Genomic DNA, 12,364 nt, shown 5'->3' with positions numbered 1-12,364 from the left:
TGACGAAGCGGGCGGGGTGCGCTGGAGAGCACCCCGCCCCATGTGGAGGCCGTGGCGGGAATCGAACCCGCGTACCTCGCTTTGCAGGCGAGTCCCTGGGCCACTCGGGCACACGGCCGTGTCGGGGGGGCGAAGCGCCGTGCGATGCCTCGCCGTTCCGAACCGGTGTGACGACCGTACGGCGGGCCGGAGACGGCGTTCAAGGACATGCCGGGGGCCGCAATACGACTGCCACACGCCGTTCATGAACGGGTGGGCCCGGTCCTACGACCAAGGTCCCGGTGCCGGTCCCGACCCCCGACAGGGGTCAAACCGGGCCGTGGCCCTTACTCTGGCGGTCATGACCGCCCCGAACCCGCGTGACACCGATGTCACCGAGCCCGCCGCCGCCCCCTCCCCGGCCGCCGCCCCCGACGAGACCGTGCTGAGCGGCCCCTACCGGGCGCTGAGCATCGGCATCGTCTCCGTGGTGCTGCTGATCGCCTTCGAGGCGACGGCGGTGGGCACGGCGATGCCGGTGGCGGCGCGGGAGCTGGACGGGGTGCCGCTGTACGCGTTCGCGTTCTCGGGGTACTTCACGACCAGCCTGTTCGGCATGGTGCTGTCCGGCCAGTGGTCCGACCGGCGGGGTCCGCTCGCGCCGCTGGCCTGGGGCATCGTCTCCTTCGCGGCCGGGCTGCTGCTCGCCGGGACGGCCGGGGCGATGTGGCTGTTCATCCTGGGGCGGGCCGTGCAGGGACTCGGCGGCGGACTGGTGATCGTCGCGCTGTACGTCATCGTCGGACGGGCCTACCCGGAGCGGCTGCGGCCGGCGATCATGGCGGCGTTCGCGGCGAGCTGGGTGGTGCCGTCGATCGTCGGCCCGCTGGCCTCCGGCGCGGTGACGGAGCACATCGGCTGGCGCTGGGTGTTCCTCGGCATCCCGGTGCTCGTGGTGTTCCCGCTGGCGCTCGCGCTGCCGCAGATACGACGCCTGGCGTCCGGCCCGGTGAACGGGGACACGGACGCACCGGCCTCCTTCGACGGCCGCCGCATCCGCCTGGCCCTGGCGATCTCCCTCGGCGCGGGCCTGCTCCAGTACGCCGCCCAGGACCTGCGCCGGGTGTCGCTGCTGCCGGGCGCGCTGGGCGTCGCCCTGCTGGTCCCGGCCGTGCTCGGCCTGCTCCCGCGCGGCACCTACCGCGCGGCGCGCGGACTGCCCTCGGTCGTCCTCCTGCGCGGGGTCGCCGCCGGCTCCTTCATCGCGGCGGAGTCCTTCGTCCCGCTGATGCTGGTCACCCAGCGCGGCCTCAGCCCGACCCTGGCCGGCTTCTCCCTCGCGGCGGGCGGCGGAACCTGGGCGCTGGGCTCCTGGTTCCAGTCCCGGCCCCGCCTGGAGCCGTACCGGGAACGCCTGATGGCCCTCGGCATGGTGCTGGTGGCGGCGGCGATCGCGGCGGCCCCCAGTGTGCTGATCGAGGCCGTACCGGCCTGGACGGTCGCGGTCGCCTGGGCCTTCGGCTGCTTCGGCATGGGCCTGGTGATCTCCTCCACCAGCGTCCTGCTGCTCCAGCTCTCCGCCCCCGAGGAGGCCGGCACCAACTCCGCCGCCCTCCAGATCTCCGACGGCCTCTCCAACGTCCTCCTGCTGGCCGCGGGCGGTGCCGCCTTCGCGGCCCTGGGCGGCGGCACGGTCAGTCACGCGGCGACGGAGGCCACCGGCTCCCACCCGGCCGCCTTCGCGGCGGTGTTCCTGCCGATGGCGGCGGTGGCGCTGGCGGGGGTGTGGGTGGCTATGCGGGTGAGAGCGGTTGAGTAGTACCACTTTGATGTCATGGGGTGGTACCGTTTTGGTATGGCTATGAACCTGCGTCTCCGCGACGACCAGACGGAAGCTCTCAAGCTGCGCGCCGACGAGGAGGGTGTCAGTATGCACGCGATACTGCTGCGGGCCGTGGACGACTATCTGGCGCGGACCGCGCACCAGGCGCTGGTGCGCAAGGCCGCCAAGGAGCAGACCGCCAAGTGGGCCGAACTGCTGGAGCGGCTGAAGTGACGTACGTCTACCTTCAGGCCGAGGACGTCCTGGTCATCGCCGAGGACGCCGTCGACGACCAGGTTGTCGTCGTGCGTGATGCGGGTTTGCTGGAGTCCGCCGTGCATCGTCCTTCGGCCTCCATGTTCGGACAGGAGGCATACGCCGACCTGTTCGACAAGGCTGCGGCACTCCTGCAGTCCCTGGTCATCAACCACCCCTTCGTCGACGGGAACAAGCGGACGGCCTGGGTGTCCTGCGTTGTTTTCCTGGCCATGAACGAGGTGCGGTTGCGCCCCGACATCGACGCGGCCGAGCGCCTGGTCATCGCCGTGGCGACCGGCAGCATGGATGAGGTCAAGGCCATCTCCGAAGCGCTGAGGGACTTGGCTGAGCAGGGCGATGTGACCTGAGTCCCATCCCGGGCGGTCTCGGCCCCGTACCGGCGTCGACAGCTCCGGGCCATCGGTAGGGTGGCCCGGTTGTCATACGCAGATGCGCCGCCCGAACCACCCCCTCGGAGATCGTGACTACCACCGCCAGCTCCGCGTCCCACTCGCACCACCTGTCCCCGGCCTTTCCCGGACGTGCCCCCTGGGGTACCGCCGGCAAGCTGCGCGCATGGCAGCAGGGGGCGATGGAGAAGTACATCCAGACGCAGCCCCGGGACTTCCTGGCGGTCGCCACGCCCGGCGCCGGCAAGACGACGTTCGCGCTGACGCTGGCGTCCTGGCTGCTGCACCACCACGTGGTGCAGCAGGTGACCGTCGTCGCGCCCACCGAGCACCTGAAGAAGCAGTGGGCCGAGGCCGCCGCGCGGATAGGCATCAAGCTCGACCCGGAGTACAGCGCGGGCCCGCTCGGCAAGGAGTACGACGGCGTCGCCGTGACGTACGCCGGTGTCGGCGTGCGCCCCATGCTGCACCGCAACCGCGTCGAGCAGCGCAAGACCCTGGTCATCCTCGACGAGATCCACCACGCCGGTGACTCCAAGTCCTGGGGCGAGGCCTGCCTGGAGGCGTTCGAGCCGGCCACGCGGCGGCTCGCGCTCACCGGTACGCCGTTCCGCTCCGACACCAACCCCATCCCCTTCGTGACGTACGAGGAGGGCGACGACGGTATCCGGCGCTCGTCCGCCGACTACACCTACGGGTACGGCTCCGCCCTCGCCGACAACGTCGTCCGTCCGGTCATCTTCATGTCGTACAGCGGCAACATGCGCTGGCGCACCAAGGCGGGCGACGAGATCGCCGCCCGCCTCGGCGAGCCCATGACCAAGGACGCCGTCAGCCAGGCCTGGCGCACCGCGCTGGACCCGCGCGGCGAGTGGATGCCGGCCGTGCTGCGCGCCGCCGACCAGCGGCTCACCGAGGTCCGCAAGGCCATCCCGGACGCCGGCGCCCTCGTCATCGCCGCCGACCAGGACTCCGCGCGGGCGTACGCCAAGCTGATCCGCGAGATCACCGGCAGCAAGGCCACCGTCGTCCTGTCCGACGACACCGGCGCGTCGAAGAACATCGACACGTTCAGCAGCGGTACCGACCGCTGGATGGTCGCCGTCCGCATGGTGTCCGAGGGCGTCGACGTCCCGCGCCTCGCGGTCGGCGTGTACGCCACCACCATCTCCACCCCGCTGTTCTTCGCCCAGGCCGTCGGCCGTTTCGTACGGTCCCGGCGGCGCGGCGAGACCGCGTCCGTCTTCCTGCCGACCATCCCGGACCTGCTCGGCTTCGCCAACGAGATGGAGCGCGAGCGCGACCACGTCCTCGACAAGCCCAAGAAGGAGGGCGAGGAGGACCCGTACGCCGAGTCCGAGAAGGAGATGGAGGAGGCGAACCGGGAGCAGGACGAGGACACCGGCGAGCAGGACATGCTGCCTTTCGAGGCGCTGGAGTCCGACGCCGTCTTCGACCGGGTGATGTACAACGGCGCCGAGTTCGGCATGCAGGCCCACCCCGGCAGCGAGGAGGAGCAGGACTACCTCGGCATCCCCGGACTCCTCGAACCCGACCAGGTGCAGCTGCTGCTCCAGAAGCGGCAGGCCCGGCAGATCGCGCACAGCCGCAAGAAGCCGGACAGCGAGGCCGACCTGGTCGAACTGCCCGCCGAGCGGCGGCCCGTGGTCTCCCACAAGGAGATGATGGAGCTGCGCAAGCGGCTCAACAACCTCGTCGGCGCGTACGTCCACCAGAGCGGCAAACCGCACGGCGTGATCCACACCGAGCTGCGCCGGACCTGCGGCGGCCCGCCCTCGGCGGAGGCCACGGCGGGACAGCTGCGCCAGCGGATCGAAAAGGTGCAGGAGTGGGCCACGCGCATGCGGTGACAGCGTGTGTACGTATGAGGACAAACGACACCACTTCCCTGTGAGAGTGCCCGGATTCTGGACGGAGCCTTCCGCTGACCGAACCGGCTCGCTACTGTCCCGCTACGCACACGCCCCGTGGCAGCGCCGCCGCGGAGCGCAGCCGTGAAGCGACTGTGCCCGGGTCAGGACCGGGCCGCCGGCCGATCGGCGGCCTCTGAAGCGCGTGACCGACGGGACTCGGTGACGCATCTGCCGCGAGGGGGCCGTCGACCTCACCACTAAGGAGTGGGCGTCGTGACCGCGGAGACCTCTCAGACGCTCGACAGGGGACTGCGTGTCCTCAAGCTGCTGGCCGATACGGACCATGGGCTGACCGTCACCGAGCTTTCCCACAAACTGGGCGTGAACCGGACTGTTGTCTACCGGTTGCTCGCCACGCTGGAGCAGCACGCTCTCGTACGCCGTGATCTGGGCGGACGGGCCCGGGTCGGGCTGGGTGTGCTGAGGCTGGGCCGACAGGTGCACCCGCTGGTGCGGGAGGCGGCGATGCCGGCCCTGCGGTCACTGGCGGAGGACATCGGCGCGACCGCGCACCTGACGCTGGTCGACGGCGCGGAGGCGCTGGCGGTGGCCGTGGTGGAGCCGTCGTGGACGGACTACCACGTGGCGTACCGGGCCGGCTTCCGGCATCCGCTGGACCGGGGGGCCGCGGGCAAGGCGATCCTCGCCGCCCGGCAGCGGGCGGCGGACGAGCCGGGGTACACGCTGACGCACGGGGAGCTGGAGGCGGGCGCGTGCGGGGCGGCCGCGCCGCTGCTGGGGGTGACGGGGGTCGAGGGCAGCGTGGGCGTGGTGATGCTGGCGGAGGTCGTCCCGGAACGGGTCGGCACGCGGGTGATGGACGCGGCCAGGGAGGTCGCGGAGGCCTTGCGCTGAACCCCTGTCCCGCGCCCCTCGCACCCCGCGCCGCGTGCCCGCGCCCCTCGCCTGCCGCGCCGCGTGCCCGCGCCCCTCGCCTGCCGCGCCGCGTGCCCGCGCCTCCGCCCACTGCGGGCAGGCGTGCCGCAGGGCGGCACGGGTGGGCGCGACGGCACCCCGTCAGCGCCGGGCTGCGCGACTCCCCCCGTCCCGCGCCGACGCCGCTGACCGGTGCAGGCCGGGGGCGATTCACTCACCGGCGCTGGCCGGGTGCCGCTGCGCCCACCCGTGCCGCCCCAGCGGCACGACTGCCCGCGGCTGCGTAGGTCCAAGCGGCACGACTGCCCGCGGCTGCGTAGGTCCAGGCGGCACGACTGCCCGCGGCTGCGTAGGTCCAGGCGGCACGACTGCCCGCGGCCGCGTAGGTCCAGGCGGCACGACTGCCCGCGGCCGCGGCACGTTAGATTGACTTCGTGTTCTCCCGCCTCACGCGTCCCCAAGCCCTCGCCGCCCTGGCCGCCCCCGTCGTCGCGCTGCTGGCCACAGCCGCGTTCGCCCCGCTCCCCTTCTCCGTCGCACAGCCCGGCATGACCGCGGACGTGCTCGGCGAGAACAAGGGCACCCAGGTCATCACGATCACCGGCGCCCCCGTACGGGAGACCAGCGGGCAGCTGCGGATGACCACCATCGAGGCGACCTCCCCGGACACCCGCGTCGACCTCCCGGACGTCGTCGACAGCTGGTTCGGCACCGACCGGGCGGTCATGCCCCGCGACTCCGTCTACCCCAGCGGCGACAGCGTCAAGGAGATCGAGCAGTACAACCGCGAGCAGATGAAGGAGTCCCAGGACGAGGCCACCCAGGCCGCCCTGAACCACCTGAACCGCGAGGACGACGGCATCGAGGTCACCCTGGAGCTCGCCGACGTCGGCGGCCCCAGTGCCGGCCTGCTGTTCTCCCTCGGCATCGTCGACAAGCTGAACGGCGACGGCAGCGGCGGCGACCTCACCGGCGGCCGGGTCATCGCCGGTACGGGCACGATCGACGCGGACGGCACCGTCGGCGCGGTCGGCGGCGTACCCCTGAAGACGCAGGCGGCCGAGCGGGACGGCGCCACCGTCTTCCTGGTCCCGAAGGACGAGTGCTCCGACGCGCAGGCGGAACTCCCCGAGGGCCTGCGCCTGATCCCGGTCACCACCCTCAAGAGCGCCGTGGACGCCCTGATCGCCCTGGAGAAGGGCACCGGCGGGGTCCCCGCCTGCTAGCCCTCCTTGACGAACCCCTCCTCCACCATCCAGTCCAGCGCCACCTGGTGCGGGTCCTCCCCGTCGACGTCCACCTTCGCGTTGAGGTCCTGCGCCACGGTGTTGTCCAGCTTCGCCGTCACCGGGGCGAGGACGTCGGCGATGGCCGGCCACTTCTCGAACGTGCCGGAGTTGACCGTCGGCGCCGCGTTGTAGTTGGGGAAGAACTTCCTGTCGTCCTCCATCACCACCAGGTTCATGGACTTGATCCGCCCGTCGGTGGTGAAGACCTCGCCGTACGTGCAGGCTCCCTCGGCCGTCTGGGTGTAGATGATCCCGGTGTCCATCTGCGTGACGTCGCGCGCCGGGATGTTCATGCCGTACGCCTTCTCCATGCCAGGCAGCCCGTCCGCGCGGTTGGCGAACTCGCCCTCCACGCACAGCGTCACCGCACCCGGATCGGACTTCGCCAGCTCCGCCACCTCGGAGAGGGTCCGCGTACGGTACTTCTCGTAGTTGGCCTGGTTCATGGCGAGGGCGTAGGTGTTGTTCAGCTCCGACGGCGCCAGCCAGGTCACCCCGTTCCTCACGTCCGCGTCCCGCACCGCCTCCCACTGCTCGCGCGGATCGGGGATCGGCCTGCTGTTGCCCTGGTACGTGATCCACGCCGTGCCCGTGTACTCGAACCCGGCGTCCGCCTCGCCGTTGACGACCGCCTCCCGCGAGCCGACCGAGCCCTGGATGCCGGTCCGGTCGACGACCTCCGCGCCGGCCGCCTGGAAGGCGATGCCCATGATCGCGCCGAGGATGAGCTGCTCGGTGAACTCCTTCGACGTGACGGTGAGTTCCGCGCCCTCCAGCGGCCTGCCCTTGCCGATCGAGCCCGGTTCCACGTCGTCGACCATGGGGGAGCCGCTGGTCAGCCCGCAGCCCGAGGCCACCGCGAGCAGCGCCCCGGCCAGGAACAGACGGAGACGTCGGCTCATGAGCCCGCCTCCAGACCCCGCGGCCGCAGCAGCAGCTCCGCCAGGGAGGCCAGCCAGTCCACCAGCAGCGCGAGGACGACGGTGAGGACCGAGCCCACCACCAGCACCGGCATCCGCTGGCTGGTGATCCCGGTGGTGATCAGTACGCCGAGTCCTCCTCCGCCGCCGAAGGTGGCCAGCGTCGCCGTGCCGACGTTCAGCACGAGCGCCGTCCGCACACCCGCCAGGATGAGCGGGACGGCCAGCGGCAGCTCCACCCGCGTGAGCACGCCCAGCGGGGACATGCCGATGCCGCGCGCCGCCTCCAGCAGCGTCGGGTCGTTGGCCCTCAGCCCGGCGATGGTGTTGGACAGCACCGGCAGCACGGCGTAGGCGATGATGCCGATCAGGGCCGCCCTGCGGCCGATGCCCAGCCAGATCACCAGCAGCGCCAGCAGACCGATCGCCGGGGTCGCCTGGCCCATGTTGGCCAGCGCCATCGCCACCGGGGTGGCTCCGCGGAACATGCGGCGGGTCAGCAGGACGCCCAGCGGGATCGCGATGATCAGCACGAAGAACGTCGAGATCACGGTGAGCTGGATGTGCTGCCACAGCGCCTTGGTCACCTGCCCGTTCGACAGGGCGTTCCGGGTGAGCGCGTCGAGGTCGGCCTGCTCGAACCAGAGCCAGGTCGCGAGCAGGACGGCGATCAGCACCACCGGCAGGAACGTCAGCTTCCGCCAGGTCACCCGGGGCGGCTTCACGGCCGGGGGCGGGGGAGGGGCCTCCGCCTCGTCGGACGGCCCGCCGCCCTCGTCCCGGAACGCGTGCCCCCGTACGTCGTGCTCGCCCTCGGGCCGCCGCCCGGAAGAGCCGGAGGAGTCGGAAGCGGGGGCTCTCACGCCTTCGCCTCCCCGCCGAAACCCTCCTGGTCGGCGTGCGTCTGCGCGGACCGCTGCTCCTCGAGCTCGTGCTGGGCGTCCATCGCCTCGAGGCGGTCCGCCTCCAGCAGTTCGTGCACGGAGTTCATCAGCGTCTCCACGTCCACGACACCCTCGTACGCGCCACGCCGCCCGGTGACCGCGACCCGCCCCGTGTTGTCGGTGAGCACCGCCTCCAGCGCGTCCCGCAGCGTCGCGTCCCGGGTCACCGTGTCGTGCACCAGCGTGCCCGCGCGGGCCAGCGACCCCTTGGCGAGCGTCATGTCGCCGCGCCGGAGCCACTTGTAGGGGCGGCCCCGCTTGTCGAGCAGCAGGATCTCGTTGAAGCCGCTGGAGCGGAGCCGGTCGAAGACGTGCTGGAGCGGGTCGTCGACGGTCGCCGTCGGATAGTCGGTGATCTCCACGTCCCGCACCCGGGTGAGGTTGAGCCGCTTCAGTGCGGCCCCGGCGCCGACGAACCCCGACACGAAGTCGTCGGCGGGGTTGGTGAGGATCGCCTCCGGGGTGTCGAACTGGGCGATGTGGGAGCGTTCGCGCAGCACCGCGATCCGGTCGCCGATCTTGATCGCCTCGTCGAAGTCGTGGGTGACGAAGACGATCGTCTTGTGCAGCTCCCGCTGGAGCCGGATCAGCTCGTCCTGGAGGTGGTCCCGGGTGATCGGGTCGACCGCGCCGAACGGCTCGTCCATCAGCAGCACCGGCGGGTCCGCCGCCAGCGCCCGCGCCACGCCCACCCGCTGCTGCTGACCGCCGGACAGCTGGCGCGGGTAACGGCCGTGGAACTCGCCGGGGTCCAGACCGACCAGGTCCAGCATCTCCTCCACCCGCGCCCGCACCCGGGACGCGGGCCAGCGCAGCATCCTCGGCACCAGTGCGATGTTCTGCGCCACCGTCATGTGCGGGAACAGCCCGCTCGCCTGGATCGCGTACCCGATCGTGCGGCGCAGCCGCACCGGGTCCATGTCGGTGACGTCCTCGCCGCCGATGCGGATCCGGCCGCCCGTCGGCTCGATCAGCCGGTTGATCATCTTCAGGAGGGTGGACTTCCCGCAGCCGGACGGGCCGACGAGGATCACGGTCTCGCCCTCCCTGATGTCCATGCTGACGTTGTCGACGGCCGGCAGCGCACCGCCCGGGTACCGCTTGGTCAGGTTCTCCAGCTCGATGGTCGCCCCGACCGACCCGGACTCCGTCCCGGATGTCTCAGCGTCAGGCACGGATCCCCCTGGAAATGGTCAGCCGTCCGATCAGCACGTACGCGGCGTCGAACAGCAGGGCGAGGACGATGATCCCCAGGGTGCCCGCGAGCACCTGGTTCAGCGCGTTCTTGCTGCCCAGCGAGGCGATCCCGCGGAAGATCAGGTTGCCGAGGCCGGGACCGGAGGCGTACGCGGCGATGGCGGCGATGCCCATCAGCATCTGCGTGGAGACCCGGATCCCGGTCAGGATCGGCGGCCAGGCCAGCGGCAGCTCCACCCGGGCCAGCCGCGCCGCGCGCGACATGCCGATGCCCTTGGCCGCGTCCACCAGCGACGGGTCGACCCCGCGCAGCCCCACGATCGCGTTCCGCACGATCGGCAGCAGCCCGTACAGCGTCAGCGCGATCACCGTCGGCGGCACCCCGAGCCCCACCACCGGGATCAGCAGACCGATCATGGCCAGCGCCGGGATGGTCAGCAGGGTGGCGGTGGTGGTCGTGGCGAGATTGCCGGCCCACTCGCTGCGGTAGGTGGCCACCCCGATCAGCACACCGAGCAGGGTCGCCACCACCATGCACTGGAAGACGACACTGGCGTGCTGGTAGGCGTCGACGAGCAGCTGCTGATGCCGGCTCCCCACGTACTCCCAGAAGTCCACCTCTGCTCACCCCAGCTCGGCCAGGTCGGTTCACTCGCCGAGCGCGGCCTGCTCCACCAGCGGGATGATCCGCAGCGGAACGGGGTTCTCCATGACGATCGCCGTGGAGGCCCGGACGATGCCATCAAAACCGACGACGCGGTCGATCACCCGCTGGAGATCGGCGTTGGAGCGCGCCACGAGGCGGCACATCATGTCCCCGGTGCCGGTCGTGGTGTGCAGCTCCAGCACCTCCGGGACGGTCGTCAAGTGGGCCCGTACGTCGGCTCCTTGACCCTGCCGGATCTGCAGCGTGGCGAACGCCGTGACCGGGTAGCCCAGGGCCGCCGGATCCACCTCGGGGCCGAATCCGCGGATGACTCCGTTCGACTGAAGCCGGTCCAGACGGGCCTGCGCGGTCCCGCGCGCCACCCCCAGCCGCCGGGACATCTCCAGCACCCCGATGCGCGGCTCCCGCGCCAGCAGCAGGATGATCCGCCCGTCCAGATGATCGATCGCCATACGGTCCTCCCCGGTGGTCATCCTGTACGGAAAGCCCGTAGCCGGGCGCGTACGGCTGAACACATTGCCCAGTGAAAAGGCAAACTATTGCGCACCTTGCGGAGCTGGCCCACGCTGCCCCTATGACGCAGACCACACACCACACTCCCGACGTGACCGCCCGGCAGGCCGATCCCTTCCCGGTCAAGGGAATGGACGCGGTCGTCTTCGCCGTGGGCAACGCCAAGCAGGCGGCGCACTACTACTCCACCGCCTTCGGCATGAAACTGGTCGCCTACTCCGGACCGGAGAACGGCAGCCGCGAGACCGCCGCCTACGTCCTGGAGAGCGGCTCGGCCCGCTTCGTGTTCACCTCGGTGATCAAGCAGTCCACCGAGTGGGGCGCCTTCCTCGCCGACCACGTGGCCGCGCACGGCGACGGCGTCGTCGACCTCGCCATCGAGGTCCCGGACGCCCGCGCCGCGTACGCGTACGCCGTCGAGCACGGCGCCCGCTCCGTCGCCGAGCCGTACGAGCTGAAGGACGAGCACGGCACCGTCGTCCTCGCGGCGATCGCCACGTACGGCAGGACCCGCCACACGCTGGTCGAGCGGAGCGGCTACGACGGCCCCTACCTGCCCGGGTACGTCGCCGCCGACCCGATCGTCGAGCCGCCGGCCCGGCGCTCCTTCCAGGCGATCGACCACTGCGTCGGCAACGTCGAGCTCGGCCGGATGAACGAGTGGGTGGAGTTCTACAACAAGGTCATGGGCTTCACGAACATGAAGGAGTTCGTGGGCGACGACATCGCCACCGAGTACAGCGCGCTGATGTCGAAGGTGGTCGCCGACGGCACGTTCAAGGTCAAGTTCCCGATCAACGAGCCCGCCATCGCCAAGAAGAAGTCCCAGATCGACGAGTACCTGGAGTTCTACGGCGGTGCCGGTGTCCAGCACATCGCGCTGAACACCAACGACATCGTGCAGACGGTGCGCCAGATGCGCGCGTCCGGGGTCCGGTTCCTGGACACTCCCGACTCGTACTACGACACCCTCGGCGAGTGGGCGGGCGAGACGCGGGTGCCGGTGGAGACGCTGCGCGAGCTGAAGATCCTCGTCGACCGGGACGAGGACGGCTACCTGCTCCAGATCTTCACCAAGCCGGTCCAGGACCGCCCGACGGTCTTCTTCGAACTCATCGAACGCCACGGCTCCATGGGCTTCGGCAAGGGCAACTTCAAGGCCCTCTTCGAGGCCATCGAACGAGAGCAGGAGAAGCGCGGCAACCTGTGACCGCACAGCTGCGGGCAGCCGCGCCGCCTGACGTGCCGCCGCTGCGGGCAGTCGTGCCGCTGGGGCGATGGGGGAGGGTGGGCGCAGCGGCACCCGGCAAGCGCCGGCACAGCAACCCACCCCCGGCAAGCGCAACGGTGCGGGTGCCTGCCGGGGGGGCGTCGCGCAGCCCGGCGCTCACGGGGTGCCTCCCCCACTCTCGGCTTCGCTCGAGCGGGAGGTACCCCCACCGCCCACCCGTGCCGCCCTGCGGCACGACTGCCCGCGGGAGGGGCGGCAGGTCTGCGGTGCGGCTGTCCGGGGGAGGGGCGGCAGGTCTGCGGTGCGGCTGTCCGGGGGAGGGGC

Annotated in this window: 12 protein-coding genes and 1 tRNA gene; 7 read left to right on the top strand and 6 right to left on the bottom strand. The window is 71.3% G+C overall.

The features are described from left to right. Positions 1-43 precede the first annotated feature (43 nt). A tRNA-Cys gene (locus tag ACIA6T_RS31135) sits at positions 44-118 on the bottom strand. A 222-nt stretch (positions 119-340) separates the two neighbouring features. Between ACIA6T_RS31135 and ACIA6T_RS31130 the strand changes: the two genes are divergently transcribed. The 6 genes from ACIA6T_RS31130 to ACIA6T_RS31105 all read left to right on the top strand — a co-directional run bounded on the left by ACIA6T_RS31130 (position 341) and on the right by ACIA6T_RS31105 (position 6,505). Continuing rightward, positions 341-1,798: an MFS transporter gene (locus tag ACIA6T_RS31130; protein ID WP_399449852.1), complete on the top strand. Its 1,458-nt coding sequence runs from the start codon at positions 341-343 to the stop codon at positions 1,796-1,798. Positions 1,799-1,834: 36 nt separating this feature from the next. Further along, positions 1,835-2,035 (top strand): CopG family transcriptional regulator, encoded by a 201-nt coding sequence (locus ACIA6T_RS31125; protein ID WP_384713122.1) that lies wholly within the window; start codon positions 1,835-1,837, stop codon positions 2,033-2,035. Then, positions 2,032-2,427 (top strand): type II toxin-antitoxin system death-on-curing family toxin, encoded by a 396-nt coding sequence (locus ACIA6T_RS31120; protein WP_399449851.1) that lies wholly within the window; start codon positions 2,032-2,034, stop codon positions 2,425-2,427. Before ACIA6T_RS31125 ends, ACIA6T_RS31120 begins: the two co-directional genes overlap by 4 nt. A gap of 113 nt (positions 2,428-2,540) precedes the next feature. Then, on the top strand, positions 2,541-4,340 hold the full coding sequence (locus tag ACIA6T_RS31115) for a DEAD/DEAH box helicase (RefSeq protein ID WP_399449850.1): 1,800 nt from the start codon (positions 2,541-2,543) through the stop codon (positions 4,338-4,340). A 276-nt stretch (positions 4,341-4,616) separates the two neighbouring features. Beyond that, positions 4,617-5,258, top strand: coding sequence for an IclR family transcriptional regulator (locus ACIA6T_RS31110; protein ID WP_073931606.1), 642 nt, complete (start codon positions 4,617-4,619; stop codon positions 5,256-5,258). A gap of 455 nt (positions 5,259-5,713) precedes the next feature. Further along, positions 5,714-6,505: a S16 family serine protease gene (locus ACIA6T_RS31105; RefSeq protein WP_399449849.1), complete on the top strand. Its 792-nt coding sequence runs from the start codon at positions 5,714-5,716 to the stop codon at positions 6,503-6,505. Here the strand turns inward: ACIA6T_RS31105 and ACIA6T_RS31100 are convergent. Genes ACIA6T_RS31100 through ACIA6T_RS31080 form a run of 5 tightly spaced genes read right to left on the bottom strand, consistent with a single transcriptional unit; the run spans position 6,502 to position 10,748 of the window. Beyond that, a complete protein-coding gene (locus ACIA6T_RS31100) occupies positions 6,502-7,470 on the bottom strand; it encodes a glycine betaine ABC transporter substrate-binding protein (RefSeq protein ID WP_399449848.1) in 969 nt (322 codons plus the stop codon). The genes ACIA6T_RS31105 and ACIA6T_RS31100 overlap by 4 nt on opposite strands. Then, positions 7,467-8,351, bottom strand: coding sequence for an ABC transporter permease (locus ACIA6T_RS31095; RefSeq protein ID WP_399449847.1), 885 nt, complete (start codon positions 8,349-8,351; stop codon positions 7,467-7,469). Before ACIA6T_RS31095 ends, ACIA6T_RS31100 begins: the two co-directional genes overlap by 4 nt. Further along, a complete protein-coding gene (locus tag ACIA6T_RS31090; RefSeq protein WP_399449846.1) occupies positions 8,348-9,607 on the bottom strand; it encodes an ABC transporter ATP-binding protein in 1,260 nt (419 codons plus the stop codon). Before ACIA6T_RS31090 ends, ACIA6T_RS31095 begins: the two co-directional genes overlap by 4 nt. Continuing rightward, positions 9,600-10,247, bottom strand: coding sequence for an ABC transporter permease (locus tag ACIA6T_RS31085; RefSeq protein ID WP_399449845.1), 648 nt, complete (start codon positions 10,245-10,247; stop codon positions 9,600-9,602). The genes ACIA6T_RS31090 and ACIA6T_RS31085 overlap by 8 nt, the downstream gene beginning before the upstream one ends. Before the next feature lie 30 nt (positions 10,248-10,277). Next, positions 10,278-10,748, bottom strand: a complete 471-nt coding sequence (locus ACIA6T_RS31080) for an Lrp/AsnC family transcriptional regulator (RefSeq protein ID WP_399449844.1) — start codon at positions 10,746-10,748, stop codon at positions 10,278-10,280. Positions 10,749-10,870: 122 nt separating this feature from the next. On the opposite strand from ACIA6T_RS31080, the gene hppD reads away from it, so the two are divergent. Then, positions 10,871-12,019 carry a 4-hydroxyphenylpyruvate dioxygenase gene (hppD, locus tag ACIA6T_RS31075; RefSeq protein WP_399449843.1) on the top strand — a complete coding sequence of 383 codons (1,149 nt, stop codon included), beginning with the start codon at positions 10,871-10,873 and terminating at the stop codon, positions 12,017-12,019. The last annotated feature ends 345 nt before the right edge of the window (positions 12,020-12,364 follow it).

This window comes from Streptomyces sp. NPDC051740 (assembly GCF_044453165.1).
Lineage (GTDB): Bacteria > Actinomycetota > Actinomycetes > Streptomycetales > Streptomycetaceae > Streptomyces > Streptomyces atrovirens.
This window is presented reverse-complemented; position numbering and strand designations above follow the sequence as displayed.

What these genes read in the sequence shown, in the direction of transcription:
- ACIA6T_RS31130 (WP_399449852.1), top strand. Translation starts at nt 341, where the DNA reads ATGACCGCCCCGAACCCGCGTGACACCGATGTCACCGAGCCCGCCGCC.
- ACIA6T_RS31125 (WP_384713122.1), top strand. Translation starts at nt 1,835, where the DNA reads ATGGCTATGAACCTGCGTCTCCGCGACGACCAGACGGAAGCTCTCAAG.
- ACIA6T_RS31100 (WP_399449848.1), bottom strand. Translation starts at nt 7,470, where the DNA reads ATGAGCCGACGTCTCCGTCTGTTCCTGGCCGGGGCGCTGCTCGCGGTG.
- ACIA6T_RS31080 (WP_399449844.1), bottom strand. Translation starts at nt 10,748, where the DNA reads ATGGCGATCGATCATCTGGACGGGCGGATCATCCTGCTGCTGGCGCGG.
- hppD (WP_399449843.1), top strand. Translation starts at nt 10,871, where the DNA reads ATGACGCAGACCACACACCACACTCCCGACGTGACCGCCCGGCAGGCC.